General features: G+C 58.2%; 12 protein-coding genes. 5 read left to right on the top strand and 7 right to left on the bottom strand.

All coding sequences use genetic code 11. From position 1 onward, the window contains the following. Positions 1-127: 127 nt before the first annotated feature. Positions 128-598, bottom strand: coding sequence for a hypothetical protein (locus tag AUK77_RS06330; RefSeq protein ID WP_296127311.1), 471 nt, complete (start codon positions 596-598; stop codon positions 128-130). Between the two features lie 368 nt (positions 599-966). On the opposite strand from AUK77_RS06330, the gene cysK reads away from it, so the two are divergent. Continuing rightward, positions 967-1,941: a cysteine synthase A gene (gene cysK, locus AUK77_RS06335; protein ID WP_296127313.1), complete on the top strand. Its 975-nt coding sequence runs from the start codon at positions 967-969 to the stop codon at positions 1,939-1,941. 306 nt (positions 1,942-2,247) lie between these two features. Here cysK and AUK77_RS06340 read toward each other — a convergent pair whose 3' ends face one another. The 3 genes from AUK77_RS06340 to metH form a co-directional block, all read right to left on the bottom strand. Further along, positions 2,248-3,270 carry an HNH endonuclease signature motif containing protein gene (locus AUK77_RS06340; RefSeq protein WP_296127314.1) on the bottom strand — a complete coding sequence of 341 codons (1,023 nt, stop codon included), beginning with the start codon at positions 3,268-3,270 and terminating at the stop codon, positions 2,248-2,250. 179 nt (positions 3,271-3,449) lie between these two features. Next, positions 3,450-4,775, bottom strand: coding sequence for a leucine-rich repeat-containing protein kinase family protein (locus tag AUK77_RS06345; RefSeq protein WP_296127316.1), 1,326 nt, complete (start codon positions 4,773-4,775; stop codon positions 3,450-3,452). Between the two features lie 104 nt (positions 4,776-4,879). Then, positions 4,880-8,590, bottom strand: a complete 3,711-nt coding sequence (metH, locus tag AUK77_RS06350) for a methionine synthase (protein ID WP_296127318.1) — start codon at positions 8,588-8,590, stop codon at positions 4,880-4,882. A gap of 163 nt (positions 8,591-8,753) precedes the next feature. Between metH and AUK77_RS06355 the strand changes: the two genes are divergently transcribed. Then, positions 8,754-11,033, top strand: coding sequence for a fatty acid cis/trans isomerase (locus tag AUK77_RS06355; protein ID WP_296127320.1), 2,280 nt, complete (start codon positions 8,754-8,756; stop codon positions 11,031-11,033). 112 nt (positions 11,034-11,145) lie between these two features. Here AUK77_RS06355 and AUK77_RS06360 read toward each other — a convergent pair whose 3' ends face one another. After that, a complete protein-coding gene (locus AUK77_RS06360) occupies positions 11,146-12,711 on the bottom strand; it encodes a PAS domain-containing methyl-accepting chemotaxis protein (protein WP_296127321.1) in 1,566 nt (521 codons plus the stop codon). Between the two features lie 250 nt (positions 12,712-12,961). Between AUK77_RS06360 and rlmM the strand changes: the two genes are divergently transcribed. The 3 genes from rlmM (at position 12,962) to AUK77_RS06375 (ending at position 14,882) form a co-directional block, all read left to right on the top strand. After that, a complete protein-coding gene (gene rlmM, locus AUK77_RS06365; RefSeq protein ID WP_296127323.1) occupies positions 12,962-14,017 on the top strand; it encodes a 23S rRNA (cytidine(2498)-2'-O)-methyltransferase RlmM in 1,056 nt (351 codons plus the stop codon). A 158-nt stretch (positions 14,018-14,175) separates the two neighbouring features. Beyond that, the gene (gene tusA / locus AUK77_RS06370) at positions 14,176-14,430 is read left to right on the top strand and encodes a sulfurtransferase TusA (RefSeq protein ID WP_296127325.1); all 255 of its coding nucleotides are present in this window, start codon (positions 14,176-14,178) and stop codon (positions 14,428-14,430) included. Continuing rightward, on the top strand, positions 14,427-14,882 hold the full coding sequence (locus AUK77_RS06375; protein WP_296127327.1) for a gamma-glutamylcyclotransferase family protein: 456 nt from the start codon (positions 14,427-14,429) through the stop codon (positions 14,880-14,882). Before tusA ends, AUK77_RS06375 begins: the two co-directional genes overlap by 4 nt. Here the strand turns inward: AUK77_RS06375 and AUK77_RS06380 are convergent. Together AUK77_RS06380 and AUK77_RS06385 are read right to left on the bottom strand one after the other, a co-directional pair. Further along, positions 14,840-15,922, bottom strand: a complete 1,083-nt coding sequence (locus tag AUK77_RS06380) for a DUF3080 family protein (RefSeq protein WP_296127329.1) — start codon at positions 15,920-15,922, stop codon at positions 14,840-14,842. The genes AUK77_RS06375 and AUK77_RS06380 overlap by 43 nt on opposite strands. Then, positions 15,919-17,301: an MATE family efflux transporter gene (locus AUK77_RS06385; RefSeq protein WP_296127331.1), complete on the bottom strand. Its 1,383-nt coding sequence runs from the start codon at positions 17,299-17,301 to the stop codon at positions 15,919-15,921. The genes AUK77_RS06380 and AUK77_RS06385 overlap by 4 nt, the downstream gene beginning before the upstream one ends. Positions 17,302-17,444: the final 143 nt, after the last annotated feature.

Consider the following 17,444-nt stretch of genomic DNA (forward strand, 5'->3'; position numbering starts at 1 on the left):
CGGCGTCGGCGAAGGTCATCTGCTTCATCGGAAAACTCAGCGGGTGGAATCCGGGTATTTTGCCAAAATCAGGAAGTCTTTTTCAGAGTTTCCCTAAATCGTATGGCTGCGTAAGCTGCACCAACCTTCACAAAATGGATCTGCTGTTAGTTTCTGACTGCTGCAACCCCATTAGATCAGGATCTGCCATTACCTGACGAAACCTCATAGGGTTCGAGGCATTCAGCAACGCCATACCAAATACCACAGCGGCAGGTATTTGATCCGCTTCGCCATCATGAAAGTACTCAGATAGCTCACTTTCCATCAAATCAAACCATTCACATACGAAGCGATTAACCTCGACCTTCTCCGCAGCCATCATGGCTCTGAATTCTTTGAGAGTGACCCCCGAACCTAATTTCTCCGACACAGATACAGCTTGGACTATGAGCGCAGAAGCCATGCCGGTTTTTGTAAAAAAGCTGGCCTGAGCATATTGCGCCTTCCATACGCCAAGAGCTAGCAGTGTTAGCTTGTCAAATATATTCGGCTTGAAAAAGAAATTCCAAATTGCATAAGCACCAATTAGAGCAAGCACAACAATTATGAATTCCATTAAACCTTCCCTGTTTAAATAGCCACTAAGCTAGCAGAATAGTTCAGTCATACATCACGTTTCCTACTACTAAAGCTGTGATACCCATCGATACGGCCATTTTGACAAAGCGTTGTATGCATTCCCGCTTGCTTCACTCTCACTTTAAGCTGTTAGACCAGAATCCTCAATGGGGCACAGGCTTCGCCCACGAGCCTGCGCCCGGTGTGTGCTGCACGGCTACAGCTCAGTAAATATGGGGCTTTCAGCGAAATCCCTTGCTCAGTCACTGAATGGCGAGTCACGTCAGCGCTGTCATCGAACTGGACGGCAGGCGAGTGTCAACTTAGGCTGCGTACCTTTCCTTCAATCGCTTCAAGGACTTCGCCATGAGCCGCATCTTCGCAGACAACGCCCAAGCCATCGGTAACACCCCCCTGGTTCGCATCAACCGCCTGGGGCCGGCTGGGGTGACCATTCTGGCCAAGATCGAAGGGCGTAACCCGGCGTATTCGGTGAAGTGCCGCATCGGCGCAAGCATGATCTGGGACGCCGAAGAGCGCGGCGTACTCAAACCCGGCATGACCATTGTTGAACCCACCTCCGGCAACACCGGCATTGGCCTGGCGTTTGTTGCGGCGGCGCGTGGCTACAAGCTGCTGCTGACCATGCCAGCCTCCATGAGCCTGGAACGCCGCAAGGTACTCAAAGCGCTGGGCGCTGAGTTGGTGCTGACCGAGCCGCCCAAGGGCATGAAGGGCGCTATTGATAAAGCCGCAGAAATCGCCGCGTCTGATACCAACACCTACTTTATGCCGCAGCAATTCAACAACCCGGCCAACCCGGCCATCCATGAAAAGACCACGGGCCCGGAAATCTGGAACGACACCGATGGCGCGATTGACGTGCTGGTCTCAGGCGTCGGCACCGGCGGTACCATTACCGGCGTGTCCCGTTACATCAAACAAACCCAGGGCAAGGCGATCATTTCCGTGGCGGTGGAGCCGATCAGCTCGCCGGTCATCAGCCAAACCTTGGCCGGTGAAGAGGTCAAACCCAGCCCACACAAAATTCAGGGCATTGGCGCAGGCTTTGTCCCCAGTAACCTCGATTTGAGCATGGTGGACCGCGTTGAACAGGTGAGCGATGACGACGCCAAAGCCGTTGCCCTGCGCCTGATGCGCGAAGAAGGCATCCTCTGCGGCATCTCCTGCGGCGCCGCCATGGCCGTGGCCCTGCGCCTGGCCAATGAGCCGGGCATGCAAGGCAAAACCATCGTGGTAATCCTGCCCGACTCCGGCGAGCGCTACCTGTCGAGCATGCTGTTTAGCGACATGTTCACCGAGCAGGAATTGCAGCAGTAAAAGTCTACGCCCACAAAAAACCGCCAAATACTGGCGGTTTTTTTGTGGGTGGTTACTGGGTGATTTGTGAGCCGGTGTTGCTAATTGATTGGCTTGGATACGGTGGAGATGATTGTTCGGCAGATTTTATTATTGGTAGCGATAGGCTGGTGTCGGCCAAGAGCAGTCATTGAACCTGCCATTTGAAAATGTGGGCTGTATTCCCGTGATACACAGATCGGGGGAGGCGGCTCAATGGCTGAGGCGAGTCAGTTGAATTCCTCATATATTAATAGCTCCGCATTATCTGGGTTTATTAGCGTATACCTATGGCTGATTCCAATCCTGTATTGCGGCCTGTGCAAGGGACGCACCTTTCTTACGATTACAACGCCAGCATAAAGCTTGTAAGTTATCCTCGGTTGTAGTTCCGCCCTTAGAGATTGGAATTACATGGTCAATCTCAATTAGCAAATTTGGTTCTTCGGTAACAGATACTCCGCACTGCTGGCAGGTGTTTTTGTCTCTCTTTTTTATCTTTTCACGAAGCTGCGGAGTCATCAATCCTCGCTGGCCTTTGGCGCTATTTTTGAAGCGTAGCATGTCGCCGAGGTACTTAATGAATTTCTCAAGATTTTCCATGTCAAGGATAATGGACACCTCGTAAGAGCTATTGCCGCCCGATGACACATACTGAAACTTGTAAGTCTGGAAATTAATATCAACTAGGCGTACAGGTTCAAACCCGAGCTCTTTTGCTAAACGACTCTTGTTCAGCATGTAAAACAAGGAAGGCAGCGGGTCTGTGAGGGTCTGCATGAGGCGATTTCTCTCTTGCTCAAGCAGTTCCCATCCTTGGTACGCAGCAAGGTAGTTATTCAGTGCTACCTCAAGATGTGAAAGTGTTTCTTCGTTGGCATCTATGTCGAAGTATTTGCAGAGGTACTTGAAAGGCTGGTCATTTGCAGCTTTGCATACAGATGCCGAGCAGTTATGGATTTTGGCGTCTCTCTTGGTTCTGGCCCATTCGTTTCTTTTGAACTTATATCGACTGGTATCGTAGCGATCTCCAAGTCCGAAGTCGTAGGAGTTGATATCAAGCTGGGTGCTTTTCAATTCTTCGATGTGGTGATTTAGATCATTGCAGTCCGCGGTGAGATCTTTAATTCCATTTTTCAGTTTGATAAATTCTTCATTATGGAAATACCAAAGCGCATATATTTCCCATGCGACTATTAAAAAGGTTGAAGAATAAATAGCAGTTTTCCATTCAAGCGAAAGAGAAAAACTTGGGTGGCCAGCATTAAGAATAATTGCAGTAACCAGAAATACGAGAACAAGCCTGAGCATTAGTGATCTTCCATGCTTTATTGTCTTGGCCATTGTAAGCGATGCCGGTGATTTATGTCTCAAGCAAGTAACCCGAACAACCATCACAAGGGTGAATGGTTAAAGCCTCATCCACCCTACGCGCGGCATCTGTAAGGAGGACAACGCGAAGCTTGTCCACCGGTATATCAACGCCTTAATTACCAACCCGCGCAATCTTGCAGACAGGCTTGAATATCGGCAAATAACGGACGCTCTGCTGCTTGCGGGTGGCTGCAGCGCGTATGCAGGTGCCACAAGTGGGTTTGCTGAGCGGGCTGGTCGTCTTTGTTACAGCGCACTAACAACTCCTCCAGCAGGCAGGCAAAGGCCCGGGCCTCAAGTTGTTGCAGGGCGATCCCGTTGTGGCTCTTTGGGTCAAAAAACGACGCTGCGCCGAAGTCGCCTAGGAGGGTGTGCCCGGCTGGGTTGACCAGCAGGTTATGGGCATACAAATCGCCGTGGAGGATGCCGCGTTGATGCAGGTGAACGACGGCGGCCGCGGTGTCGCGCAAAATGCGTAAGGCTTCTGCCACGCTGAAACGACGCGACTCGGCGTAGCAGTCGCGCGTACAGCTGGCGAGTGAGGGCGGCCCGGCCAGCGCTTGGAAAGTTGGTGCAATACGCGCCAGTAGCAGGCCGGGCGCAGCGTCCTGCTGCGGTTCAAGTGGGCCGGCAACGCTGATCAGGTTGCTGTGTTCACCGGCTGCTATACAGGCGGCCATCTCACTGTGGGCAAGGCCGTCGCTGGTGACATCACCTTTGAACAGTTTGACCGCCATGGCCTGCGCGGGCTGGTTGGGCTGCTGCCAGGTCGCGCTGCGGATGATCCCAGAGGCACCCTGGCCGAGTATTTCACCCAGCTCAAGGGTGTCGCGCGCGATGGTTGGCAGTGGGTGTTGCTGGAGAATTGCAGCTTCGTTGGCGTCACTGAATGGATTGCCGGCAAAGGCTAGCCAGCACAAGGAGGGTAAATGCGTGAGCCATGCCGGCAGGTGGTCAAGCTGGTTAGCCGCAATGCGCAGCAACTCCAAGCGCTGCAGTTTGGCCAGGCTTTCGGGTAGCGCGCGCAGCTGGTTGCCCGCCAGCATCAGCTTTTGTAAGTAGGTGCAGTCACCTAACTCAGGCGGTAGCTGCTGCAGTTGATTGTCGGTCAGGATCAGCCAGCGCAACGCGGGCGGCAGTGCCGCTGCGGGCAGGTGCTGAATGCGGTTGCTCTTGAAGGCGATCATTTCGAGTTGCGTGCAGCGGCCCAATACCTCGGGCACTGAGGTGAATAGGTTGTCTGAGCAAAACACAATGCGCAGTTTGTGCAGGCGCGCTAAGTCAGCGGGGAGTGCGCTGAGGCGGTTGCCCGAGAGGTTAAGCACTTCCAGGCTGTCGGCCAGAGAGAAAATTTCCTCTGGGAAGTCGTGCAGGTCGCAGCAAAGGTCCAGCCGAGTAATACCGGCCAGTTCTCCGCTGCGAAGTTGTTCAAGGCTGTGCATAAGGAGGGGCTCGCACGCCGGGGACACTGCCCAGCAGTGGTTGGCTGAGAAGGGCCTCGTCACAACAGCGGAGGGCTCAGCTGCAAGCCCTCCGCTGCCGTGGGTTAGTTGTCGTAGCCGAGGTTAGGTGCCAACCAGCGCTCACTGACGTTGAGGTCCTGCTTTTTCCGGGCGGTGTAGCTTTCCACCTGATCCTTGTCGATTTTGCCGACCGCAAAGTACTGCGCTTGCGGGTGGGCGAAGTACCAGCCGCTCACGGCCGCAGCCGGGAACATGGCGTAGTGCTCGGTGAGGAACACGCCGCTGTCGCCCGCTTTGTTGAACTCGGCCGCCGGGTCGAGCAGGGTGAACAGGGTCTTTTTCTCGGTGTGATCCGGGCAGGCTGGGTAGCCGGGAGCGGGGCGGATGCCTTTGTAGGCTTCCTTGATCAGCTCGTCATTGCTCAACTGCTCGTCTGGCTCATAGCCCCAATAGGTGGTGCGTACTTCTTTGTGCAGCCACTCGGCGCAGGCTTCGGCCAGGCGGTCGGCCAGGGCTTTGACCATGATCGAGTTGTAGTCGTCGCCAGCGTCCTGATAGGCCTTGGCCACTTCTTCAGCACCGATACCAGCGGTGGTGATAAAGCCGCCGACATAGTCGGTGACGCCGCTGTCTTTCGGTGCAACAAAGTCAGCCAGCGAGTAGTTCGGCTTGCCGTCAGGCTTGATGGTTTGCTGGCGCAGGTGGTGCAGCTTGGCGATGGGCTGGCCGTCGCTGCCATAGACTTCCAGGTCGTCGTCTTGCACTTGGTTGGCGGGCCAAAAGCCGAACACGGCGCGTGCGCTGATGAGTTTTTCGTCGATCAGTTTTTTCAGCATGGCCTGGGCATCGGCGTACAAGGCCGTCGCGGCTTCGCCGACCACTTCATCGGTGAGAATGCGCGGGAACTTGCCGGCCAAATCCCAGGAGATAAAGAACGGCGTCCAGTCGATGAACTCGGCCAGGGTCGCCAGGTCGATGTTGTCCAGCACCTTGGCACCGGTAAAGCTCGGCACGCTGGGCTGGTAGCCGGCCCAGTCGAATTGCGGCTTGTTCTCGACCGATTTGGCGTAGCTCAGGCGTTCGGTGCGGGCGCTGCGGTTGGCGGTGCGCTCGCGCACTTCGATGTAGTCCAGGCGAGTGCGCTCAACGAAGTCCGCTTTCAGCTCTTTGGACAGCAACTGCGTGGCCACGCCGACTGCGCGCGAGGCGTCGGTGACGTACACCACGGCGTCGTTCTGGTACTTGGGCTCGATCTTCACCGCTGTGTGGGCTTTGGAGGTGGTTGCGCCGCCGATCATCAACGGCAGGTGGAAGCCCTGACGCTGCATCTCGCGGGCGACATGCACCATTTCATCCAGCGATGGGGTGATCAGGCCAGACAGGCCGATGATGTCGCACTTCTCGTCCTTGGCCACCTGCAGGATTCTCTCGGCCGGCACCATCACGCCCAGATCGACGATGTCGTAACCGTTACAGCCGAGCACCACGCCAACGATGTTTTTGCCGATGTCGTGCACGTCGCCCTTGACCGTGGCCATGAGAATTTTGCCCTTGGCTTCCGGCTTGTCGCCTTTTTCGGCTTCGATAAAGGGGATCAGGTGCGCCACGGCTTGCTTCATCACGCGGGCGGATTTCACCACCTGCGGCAGGAACATCTTGCCCGCGCCGAACAGGTCGCCGACCACGTTCATGCCAGCCATCAGCGGGCCTTCGATCACTTCGATGGGGCGCGCGCACTGCTGGCGGAATTCTTCGGTGTCTTCGACGATGTGCGTGGTCACGCCTTTAACCAGCGCGTGCTTGAGTCGCTCTTCAACGCTCAGGTTGCGCCATTCTTCGGTTTCCGCTTCTTTAACGCTGCCATCGCCCTTGTACTTGTCGGCAATCGCCAGCAGCGCTTCGGTTGCGCCGTCGTTGCGGTTGAGCACCACGTCTTCCACGGCGTCGCGCAGCTCTTTGGGAATCTCGTCGTAGATTTCCAATTGGCCGGCGTTGACGATGCCCATGGTCAGGCCGTTCTGGATCGCGTAGTACAAGAACACCGAGTGAATGGCTTCACGCACCGGGTTGTTGCCACGGAAGGAGAACGACACGTTGGACACACCGCCCGAGCTCAGGGCATGGGGCAGGTGGTCGCGGATGAAGGCGCAGGCCTCGATAAAATCGACGGCGTAGTTGTTGTGTTCCTCGATGCCGGTGGCCACGGCGAAGATGTTCGGGTCGAAGATGATGTCTTCCGGCGGGAAGCCCACTTCGTTGACCAGAATGTCGTAGCTGCGCTGGCAGATTTCACGTTTGCGCGCAGCGGTATCGGCCTGACCGACTTCGTCGAAGGCCATCACCACCACGGCCGCGCCGTAGCGTTTGCACAGGCGGGCGTGGTGCTTGAACTGCTCAACGCCTTCCTTCATGGAGATCGAGTTGACGATGCCCTTGCCCTGGATGCACTTCAGACCGGCTTCGATCACCTCCCACTTGGAGGAGTCGATCATGATCGGCACGCGGGAAATGTCCGGCTCGCCGGCAATCAGATTCAAGAAGGTGACCATGGCCTTCTGCGAATCCAACATGCCTTCGTCCATGTTGATGTCGATCACCTGCGCGCCGGCTTCCACCTGCTGCAGGGCGACTTCCAGGGCTTCGGTGTAGTTGTCTTCACGGATCAGCCGGGCGAATTTGGCCGAACCGGTGATGTTGGTGCGCTCGCCGACGTTGATAAACAGCGAGTTGCGGTCGATGGTGAACGGCTCCAGGCCTGACAGGCGGCAGGCCTTGGGGATATCCGGGATGACGCGTGGCGGGTATTTGCTCACCGCTTCGGCAATCGCCTTGATATGCGCAGGCGTGGTGCCGCAGCAGCCGCCGACGATGTTCAGGAAGCCGCTTTGGGCGAACTCTTCGATGACCGCTGCTGTTTCCGCTGGGGTTTCGTCGTATTCACCGAAGGCATTCGGCAGGCCAGCGTTGGGGTGCGCGGAAACAAAGGTTTCGGCCTTGGCCGCCAACTCTTCCAGGTACGGGCGCAGGTCCTTGGCACCGAGGGCGCAGTTCAGGCCCACGGAGATTGGTTTGGCGTGGCGCACCGAGTTCCAGAAAGCTTCGGTGGTTTGCCCGGACAGGGTGCGGCCGGAGGCGTCGGTGATGGTGCCGGAAATCATGATCGGCAATTCGACACCGTCATCCTCGAACACTTGCTGCACGGCGAAAATTGCGGCCTTGGCGTTCAGGGTATCGAAGATGGTTTCGATCAGAATCATGTCCGCGCCGCCTTCGATCAGGCCGCGGGTGGCTTCCACATAGTTCTCGACCAGTTCATCGAAGGTGACGTTGCGGTAGCCGGGGTTGTTGACGTCCGGGGAGATCGAGCAGGTACGGCTGGTTGGGCCAAGCACGCCGGCAACGAAGCGCGGGCGATCCGGGGTTTCCAGGGTTTTGGCATCCGCCACGCTGCGGGCCAGGCGCGCGCCTTCAACGTTTAGCTCGTACACCAGGCTTTCCATGCCGTAATCGGCCTGGGACACCTGGGTGGCGTTGAAGGTGTTGGTTTCGAGGATGTCTGCGCCGGCATCCAGGTAAGCCTTCTCGATCGCGCCGATAACATCCGGGCGGCTGAGGATCAGCAGGTCGTTGTTGCCTTTAACGTCTTGTGGCCAATCGGCGAAGCGTTCGCCACGGTAGTCCTCTTCCTCCAGCTTGTAGCTCTGGATCATAGTGCCCATGCCGCCGTCGAGAATCAGGATGCGTTCCTTCAGGGCTTGCTGAAGGGCGTGGAGGCGGGCGGTACGATCAGACATGGGGACTACCTAAGGCGCGCAAATAAAGGCGGCGATAATAGCAAAGCTGCACGCTTTTGCAGTGCTCTGAGCTTTCACATGAATTTCGCTCATGTTTGATCAGCAGCATTAGTCTGCTTCAGGCGGCTAGAATCGCCACCTGAGCCATTTTCGAGATTCACTTATGTTCTGCCGCTTTCTGCTTGGCGTGTGTTTACTGTTCATCGGCTCATTGCAGGCGGCTGAGCCCATTTCCTACAGCCGCGACATTCAGCCGATCTTTACCCAGAACTGTGTGGCCTGCCATGCCTGCTACGACGCGGCCTGCCAGCTCAATCTGGGCAGCGCTGAAGGGGTATTGCGCGGTGCCAGCCAGGCAAAGGTGTACAACGGCACCCGCACTGAAACGCAGGCCACCACGCGCCTGTTTATCGACGCTCATAGTCCGGCTGCTTGGCAACGCAAAGGCTTCAACTCGGTGCTGGAACAGCAGGGCAGCCAAGCAGCCTTGATGGCGCGCATGCTCGAACTGGGCCGTCAGCAGCCATGGCCGGCCAATAGCAAATTGCCCGCGCACTTGGACATCGGCATTAACCGTGACAATCAATGCCCATTGCCCGGGGAATTCGCCGCGTTTGCCCGCAAGCACCCGCAAGCAGGCATGCCGTTCGCCGTGACGGGTTTGAGCGATGCCGACTATCAGACGCTGCAACGCTGGTTGGCCGAGGGCGCACCGGTGGATCAGCAGTTGCTGCAGGCCAGCCCGGCTGAAGCGCAGCAAATCGCCACCTGGGAGGCTTTTCTCAATGCCCCAGGCGCGCGCGAGGCCTTGGTGGCGCGTTGGTTGTATGAGCACCTGTTTTTGGCGCACTTGCATTTCAGCGGCGGCGAAGCCGGGCATTTCTTCCAGATGGTGCGTTCGCGCACACCCAGTGGTCAGGCGGTGGACATCATCGCCACGCGGCGGCCCAACGATGACCCCGGCACGCAGTTTTACTACCGCCTGATCCCCGTACAGGGCGTGATCGTGCACAAAACTCACATCACCTATGGGCTGAGTGCGGCCAAACTGGAACGGGTCAAAGCGCTGTTCTTCGCCAGCGATTGGCAGGTTGAGGCGTTACCCGGTTATGGCCTGCAACGCCGGGCCAATCCATTTGAGACCTTTGCGGCGATTCCGGCACAGGCGCGTTATCAATTCATGCTGGATAACGCCGAATATTTTGTCCGCACCTTTATCCGGGGGCCGGTGTGTCGGGGGCAAATCGCCACCGATGTGATTCGCGACAACTTCTGGGCGGTGTTTCAGGACCCGAGCCATGACCTGTACATCACCGATGCGCAGTACCGCGAAGAAGCCACGCCGCTGTTGGCCATGCCTGGGCAGTTGGACACCTTGATTGACTTGCCGGGTTTGTGGCGCACCTACCGCGATAAGCGCAATGCCTATGAAGCCCTGCGCACGCAGCGCTACGCCGAGGCCCCCGCACCCAGTTGGTCGCACATCTGGGCCGGTAACGACAACGCCTTGCTGTCGATCTTCCGTCAGCACGACAGCGCGTCGGTGCGTAAAGGCTTGATAGGTGAAGTGCCGCAAACCCTCTGGTGGATGGACTATCCGCTGCTGGAGCGCACCTATTACCAGTTGGTGGTGAATTTTGATGTGTTCGGCAACGTCTCTCACCAGGCGCAAACCCGTCTGTACTTCGACCTGATTCGCAACGGTGCGGAAGTTAACTTCCTGCGCTTGATGCCCGCCGAATCGCGCAAGGCATACCTTGATGACTGGTACCAGAACAGCGGCAAACTCAAGCTCTGGCTCGATTACCAGGCCATCGATACACAAACAGCCAGCGCTTTGCAGTTGCCAGGTAACGATCCCAAAAAGCAGTTTGCGCACACCTTGCTGGCGCGTTACGGCAGCCTCAATGCCCGGCCAGACCCGATCAACCGCTGCAACGGTGCCTATTGCCACCGGCAGAACATCGCCCCCGCCTTGCAGCGCGCCGAGCAATCGCTCAGCCGCCTGGTGGCCAAGCCTGCGGGCGCGCTTAAGGTGATTAACCAGTTGCCAGAGGCGACCCTGCTGCGCGTTGAGTTAGCCAATGGCCAGCGCGAGGTTTACAGCCTGCTACGCAACCGCGCGCACAGCAATGTGGCGTTTATGCTCGGTGAGCAACTGCGCCACCAACCGGCGCTGGATACCCTGACGCTGTATCCGGGCGTGCTGAGCAGCTACCCGAACTTTATCTTCAATGTGCCGGTTGAGCAGGTGGCCGCGTTTGTTGCGGCGCTGGAGCTGGCGCGCAATCAGCCTGCATTTGAGCGGGTGGTCGAGCGCTGGGGTATCCGCCGCACGCACCCTGAGTTCTGGAGGTATTTCCATGACATGGCGGCGTATATCCAGCAAACCGAGCCGGTTGAGGCTGGCGTGCTGGATATGAACCGTTACGAGAATTTGTAGCAGTAGGGCGCGCATTGCCGGGTGTAGGTTGGGTTGAGCGCAGCGAAGCCAACGTTAGAACGCAACGCTACGTTGGGCTTCGTCGCTGCGCTCCTCAACCCAACCTACAGCTTTAGCGGTTAAAGCGCTCAACCAGGGCATATTGCCCTTGCGCGGTTGCCATCAAGGCTTCACTGACCAAAGCGGTTTCATGGGCTTCGCCGGCGGTTTTGTCGGCGAGTTGCGCGATGGTGTTGATGCTGCGATTAACTTCATCGGCCACTGCGCTCTGTTCTTCCGCAGCGGACGCAATCTGGTTGGCCATGTCGGTGATGTTGGCCACCGCATCACTGATGCCCTCCAAGGCGGCGTCTGCTTGTTGCACGCGCTCAACGCCTTCTTCCGCCTGTTTGCGGCCAATGTCCATGTTCATCACGGCTTCTTGCGCGGTGCGCTGCAGTTTGTCGATCAACTGGTGGATTTGCCCGGTTGACTCGGCCGTGCGCTGTGCCAACGAGCGCACTTCATCCGCTACCACCGCAAAACCCCGGCCCATTTCACCGGCGCGTGCCGCCTCAATGGCCGCATTGAGGGCGAGCAGGTTGGTTTGGTCGGCAATGCCTTTGATCACGTCCACCACGCCGCCGATTTGGTTGCTGTCTTGGGCCAGGCGGGTCACGGTCTCGCCGGTGTCACCGACCGACTGCGACAGACGCTGAATGGCCTCACGGGTTTCGTTGGCGATCGCGCGGCCAGCACTGGTCAGGCGGTTGGCATCCTGAGTCGCAATAGCGGTGCGTGCCACGTTGCTGGCCACTTCGAGGGTGGAGGCGGCCATTTGGTTGATGGCTGCGGCCACTTGATCCGTCTCACTGCGTTGACGCTCAAGCCCGGCAGAGCTGCTGTGCGCCAAGTCATCGGCGCGTTTGGCTTGCTGATTAAGCTGCTCGGCGGTGTCTTGCAAGCGCGTCAGGCAGGTTTTCAGGCGGGCTTCCTGGCTCAGAATGGCCATCTCCAGGCGGGCCTGATCGCCACGGCTGTCGGTGTACATCTGCGCAATCAGCGGGTCAGACGTGGTGCGATCAGCCAGGCGCAGCAAACGTTTGATGCCCCGTTGCTGCCAGTTAAGCCCTGCCAGCCCGAGTGGCACCGACAAAGCCGCCGCCAATGCAAAGCCCCAGCTGGAATCCAGCCAGATACCGATTAAAAAGCCGATCTGGCTGATCAGGATAAACGGCAGCCAGTCTTGCAGCATGGGCAGCCAGCGATCAGTGGTTGGAACGGCCGATTTGCCGGTATTGATACGCTGGTACAGGGCTTCGGCGCGGCGCACTTGCTCGGCGGTCGGTTTGACCCGCACCGATTCGTAGCCGACAACCTGGTTGTTCTCAAATACGGGTGTGGCGTAGGCATTAACCCAGTAGTGGTCGCCACTTTTACAACGGTTTTTGACGATCCCCATCCACGGCTTGCCGCTTTTCAGGGTGTCCCACATATGTTGGAACACGGCTGGCGGTACATCCGGATGACGCACCAGGTTGTGCGGCGCGCGAATCAGCTCATCGCGGCTAAAGCCGCTGATCTCAATGAAGGCCTCGTTGCAGTAGGTGATCTGCCCTTTGAGGTCGGTGGTCGAGATCAGCCGCTGCTGCGCGGGGAACGTCCGCTCACGCTGGGTGACAGGTTGATTGTTACGCATGGCGAGTTTTATTCCTTTAAAGGTCATCGGTACGTCGGCCGCTCTGGGCAGAAGTTTAGTCGGTAGGGCGCGACTAACCGATAGAGATACAATTTAAGCTCAGGCCAATAGCAGGGCTTTAGGCAGTCGGTAGGCCTCTGTGGGCCACTCAGGGCGCGCAGTCTAACCCGAAGGCTTTGTGTATAGCGCGACGAGGTCAAACCTGAGGGTGATCAGTCGGCTATGATGCGCGCCTTGAGGAGAGTCGCTGATGAATACGCTGTTGTTGCACTGCCGTCCGGGTTTTGAAAATGAAGTGTGCGCCGAAGTGGCCGAACACGCAGCGCGTCTGGACGTTGCCGGTTATGCCAAGGCTAAACCGAGTACCGCCTGCGCGGAATTTATCTGCACCGAGGATGATGGTGCTGAGCGCCTGATGCGCGGCGTGCGCTTCAATCAGCTGATCTTCCCGCGGCAATGGGCGCGCGGAGTGTTTATCAACTTGCCGGAGCTGGATCGCATCAGTGTGCTGCTCGCTCACCTGGCCGAGGCTCCGGTGTTTGGCAGCCTATGGCTGGAAGTGCTGGACACCAACGACGGCAAAGAGCTGTCGAATTTTTGCAAGAAGTTCGAAGCGCCCCTGCGCAATGCGCTGACCAAGGCCGGCAAGTTGGTCGAAGACGCGCACAAACCACGCTTGCTGCTGACCTTTAAAAGCGGCCGTGAGGTGTTCGTTGGCATGGCCGAAACGAATAACTCGGCGATGTGGCCCATGGGCATTCCACGGCTGAAGTTCCCCCGCGAAGCGCCCAGCCGCTCCACGCTCAAGCTGGAAGAGGCTTGGCACACCTTTATTCCCCGTGAGCAATGGGATGAGCGCTTGTCTGACGACATGACCGGCGTTGATCTGGGCGCTGCGCCAGGCGGTTGGACATACCAGTTGGTCAAGCGCGGCATGCTGGTCACGGCCATCGACAACGGGCCAATGGCCGAAAGCCTGATGGACACCGGCCTCGTGCAACACCTGATGGTGGATGGCTTTACCTGGACGCCCAAGCACCCGGTGGATTGGATGGTCTGCGATATCGTCGAGAAACCGGCGCGCACCGCAGCCATGGTGGAAACCTGGATTGGCGAAGGCCATTGCCGCGAAGCCGTGGTCAACCTCAAGCTGCCGATGAAGCAGCGTTACGCCGAAGTGCGACGCTTGCTGCAACGGCTGGAGGACGCTTTTGCTGCGCGTAAGATCAAGGTGTCAATCGCCTGCAAGCAGCTCTATCACGACCGTGAAGAAGTCACCTGTCACCTGCGTCGTTTGTCTAAGTAATTCGATGCACTGTGTATCGCCCAGTCTGCATGTTTACTGCTGGCTGGGATTTGTATTGATCTACCCGCTGCCCAGTAAGCGGGCAAGCGATTAACACGCCGGATGACCAAACCTGTGCGCCTGCGCGACAATAGCGCGGAGCAACCGGAGCCTTTTTGATGTCTTTGCAAAGCAACGCCACGCCCGATGACACCCTCGATACCAGCGGGCTTAATTGCCCCGAGCCGGTGATGATGCTGCACGGTAAGGTGCGCGATTTACCGGCTGGCGGTTTACTCAAAGTGATCGCCACAGACCCCTCGACCCGCCGCGATATCCCTAAATTCTGCGTGTTTCTTGGCCATGAGCTGGTCGAGCAAGCCGTGGACGGCAGCCGCTACCTGTACCTGATCCGCAAGAAAGCCGAACAATGATTGGCTATTTTGCCTACGGCTCGAACATGAATCCGGCGCGCATGCAGGCGCGTGGCCTCAGGGTGCTGGAGGCAATGTCCGGCTATCTGCCGGGTTATCGCCTGTGCTTTAACAAGCGCGCCACTGACCGGGCAGCGGGGCGTGCTTACGCCAATATCGGCCATTGTGCTGCCGGCCAGGTGGAGGGCGTGTTTTATCGCCTGCACGATGAGCGGGAGATCAGCAAGCTGGATTACTTTGAGGGCACGCCGGTCTATTTCAGCCGCGAGTGCTTGTCGATTGTCACGGCGCAAGGGGTTCAGCCAGCGTGGGTCTATATCGCTAACCCGGCGTTTCGCCAGGAGGGGTTATTACCCAGTGCCGATTACCTGGCACATCTGCTTGCCGGTCAGCAATGGTTGTCCGAGCCTTATTGGTCGGCATTGGCCGGTTGGCCCGTCCACCCGGATTGACCCGGTGCCAGGCCGCAGCTGTTCAGCAGCGCTTGCCAGCGCCGCACATGGAGCGCGGTAGCGGCGCGGAAATCCGCCCACAGCGAATCCTCTTCACCCGCCAGTGTGTGCAGATAGCCCTGCGTGGCCGGTGTGAGAGTCGCCACTTGCGCGAGGGTTTGCAGGCTGTTACTCCAGCGCTGCGCGCGTTGATCCAAGGCGGCTAAATAGGGTTGCAGGCTACCGGCGTAATACTTAACGAAAATGTTCTGGGCGATGCGCCCGCGCTCGCTCGCCTGGCCAGTTGGGCAGAGTGGGCGTTGCTGTTGGCGGCTGTGCAGCAACTGACTGCCTTGATTTAGCGTGTGGGTGAGGGTGGCCAGGCTGTTGATCAGTTGGCCGCCCTGGTCGCTGGCGTGCAGGGAAAAAAACAGCGGGTCGAGTTGCTCGGCGCTGGGCGGCAGGTGGTCGGGCAAAGTTGCGCCCAAGCGGGCCAGTTGTTCCAGGGCATCCAGCGCGGCGTTGTCCTCCGGCGGGTTGGGCGGCAGGCTGTGTGGGGCAAAACGCAGGTAGCGTTCAAACTCCGCGCTGCCATTCAAGGCATTCCAGAACACGCCGGGCAACTGCTTGCGTTTGTCTGTGGCCACTTGCAGTAACGTCTCGTGTAGCTCTGCTTGCTTCTGAGTGCGCAGGTAGGCCATGCAGGCATCTGTTGCACGCAGCAGGTCGCCTTCATACGCCAGTCGGCTGCTGGCGGTGAGTTGTTTACCCAGGCTGCTATTGCGCTGGCTGATGAGTTGTTGCAGCGGCGGGCAGTGGCGCACGTCCATCAGCAGTTCCAGCAGGCTGATACGCAATTCGGGCACTTCAATCAACCGTTCACGGCGTTCGGGCAGCCGGAAACGGGTCAGGTTATCCGGGTTGAACGGTTCAGCTGCTGGCACATCCAGGGCATTGCTCAAGCGCTGTAAATAATCGTTCTGCAGGGCCATGCCTGGATCGGCCGGTTTACAGGCACTCAGGCTCAGTGCAGCGATTAGCAACAGCAGGTGACGTTTCATGCGGCCCTCTTGCTGGCTCGGATGCGTTTGCGCGCACTGCCAGACAGACGAATGGCGAGCATAACGGCAGCGCACGTCAGGCCCACAACCAAGCCCTGCCATAGGCCGCTCGGGCCGCTGGGCTCACCCAGCCAGTCGGTCAGCCCGAGTGCATAGCCAACCGGTAAGCCGATGCCCCAGTAGGCGAACAGCGTGAGGATCATGGTCATCCGCGTGTCTTGGTAGCCGCGTAGCGCTCCGGCAGCGGTGACCTGAATGGCATCAGAAAATTGGAACAGCGCTGAATACACGATCAACGTCGTGGCGACCGCTATCACTGCGCGATCCGGGGTGTAGATTTGCGCAATTTGCTCGCGCAACAGCAGCATCAGGCTGGCTGACAGGCACGCATAGGCCAGCGCCACACCCATGCTCACGCCCGCCGCAAAGCGCGCTTCACGGGGTTCGCCTCGGCCCAACGCCTGACCAACCCTTACAGTGGCTGCCATGCCCAGCGAATAGGGGATCATAAACACCATGGAGCTGAAGTTAAGCGCGATCTGGTGCCCGGCCACCACCGTGGCACCTAAGCCACCGATCAGCAGGGCGATCACGGCAAAAATGCTGGATTCGGCAAACACAGCAATGCCAATCGGTGTACCCACCGAGAGCAATCGTTTGAGTACGGGCCACTGTGGCCACTCAAAGTGGCTAAAAATCTTGCTCGGCTGATAAAACGGTGCCCATTTCACCCACCACAGCATGCTCAGGAACATAAAGCCCATCACCAGTCCGGTGGCCCAACCGCAGCCCACGCCGCCCATGGCAGGTAAACCGAGCTTGCCGTAGATAAAGATGTAATTGAGCGGGATGTTCAGTGCTAAACCAATCAGGCCAATGACCATGCTTGGACGGGTATGCCCCAAGCCATCGCTGAAACAGCGCAGCACGTGGTACAGCGCTACCGCAGGAAAGCCGCAGGCCACGGCGCGCAGATAGCCCATGGCGGGATCGATCAGCGCCGGGTCAACATTCATGACGCGCAGCACCACTTGCGCATTCCACAGCAACACGGCGGCTGCAATGCCCACGGCCAATGCCAACCACAGCGCTTGTCGCACCAATGGGCCGATTTCGTTGTGCAGACCTGCGCCAAAACGCTGGGCGACCTTGGGTGTGGTGGCCAGCAGAATGCCGGTCATCAGCAGAAACACCGGCACCCAGATTGAGTTGCCAAGCGCCACCGCCGCCAGATCTTGCGGGCTGACGCGCCCAGCCATCACGGTGTCGACAAAGCCCATGGCCGTGTTAGCCAGTTGGGCAATGATGATCGGCGTTGCGAGCTTCAGCAGGCTGCAACACTCGGTGCTGAAGCGTTGCAAGCGAATTGGGGCGGGCATGACAGGTATCCAGCAATGTATCGGGAAACCGCGCAGTCTACGCTTTGACGGCTTAGTCAGGAAACCGTGTTGCGTGATGTTTTCTTCCTCTCAGCGTAGCGCGCCGTGAGCATAGCCAAGCGGCACAGGCGGGTTAGAATGCC

Source organism: Pseudomonas sp. Ga0074129, assembly GCA_001465025.1.
GTDB lineage: Bacteria > Pseudomonadota > Gammaproteobacteria > Pseudomonadales > Pseudomonadaceae > Aquipseudomonas.

Bases quoted from the DNA above. Each gene is read 5' to 3' on its own strand.
- AUK77_RS06330 (WP_296127311.1), bottom strand. From the start codon at position 598: ATGGAATTCATAATTGTTGTGCTTGCTCTAATTGGTGCTTATGCAATT.
- cysK (WP_296127313.1), top strand. From the start codon at position 967: ATGAGCCGCATCTTCGCAGACAACGCCCAAGCCATCGGTAACACCCCC.
- AUK77_RS06340 (WP_296127314.1), bottom strand. From the start codon at position 3,270: ATGCTCAGGCTTGTTCTCGTATTTCTGGTTACTGCAATTATTCTTAAT.
- AUK77_RS06345 (WP_296127316.1), bottom strand. From the start codon at position 4,775: ATGCACAGCCTTGAACAACTTCGCAGCGGAGAACTGGCCGGTATTACT.
- metH (WP_296127318.1), bottom strand. From the start codon at position 8,590: ATGTCTGATCGTACCGCCCGCCTCCACGCCCTTCAGCAAGCCCTGAAG.
- AUK77_RS06355 (WP_296127320.1), top strand. From the start codon at position 8,754: ATGTTCTGCCGCTTTCTGCTTGGCGTGTGTTTACTGTTCATCGGCTCA.
- AUK77_RS06360 (WP_296127321.1), bottom strand. From the start codon at position 12,711: ATGCGTAACAATCAACCTGTCACCCAGCGTGAGCGGACGTTCCCCGCG.
- rlmM (WP_296127323.1), top strand. From the start codon at position 12,962: ATGAATACGCTGTTGTTGCACTGCCGTCCGGGTTTTGAAAATGAAGTG.
- tusA (WP_296127325.1), top strand. From the start codon at position 14,176: ATGTCTTTGCAAAGCAACGCCACGCCCGATGACACCCTCGATACCAGC.
- AUK77_RS06375 (WP_296127327.1), top strand. From the start codon at position 14,427: ATGATTGGCTATTTTGCCTACGGCTCGAACATGAATCCGGCGCGCATG.
- AUK77_RS06380 (WP_296127329.1), bottom strand. From the start codon at position 15,922: ATGAAACGTCACCTGCTGTTGCTAATCGCTGCACTGAGCCTGAGTGCC.
- AUK77_RS06385 (WP_296127331.1), bottom strand. From the start codon at position 17,301: ATGCCCGCCCCAATTCGCTTGCAACGCTTCAGCACCGAGTGTTGCAGC.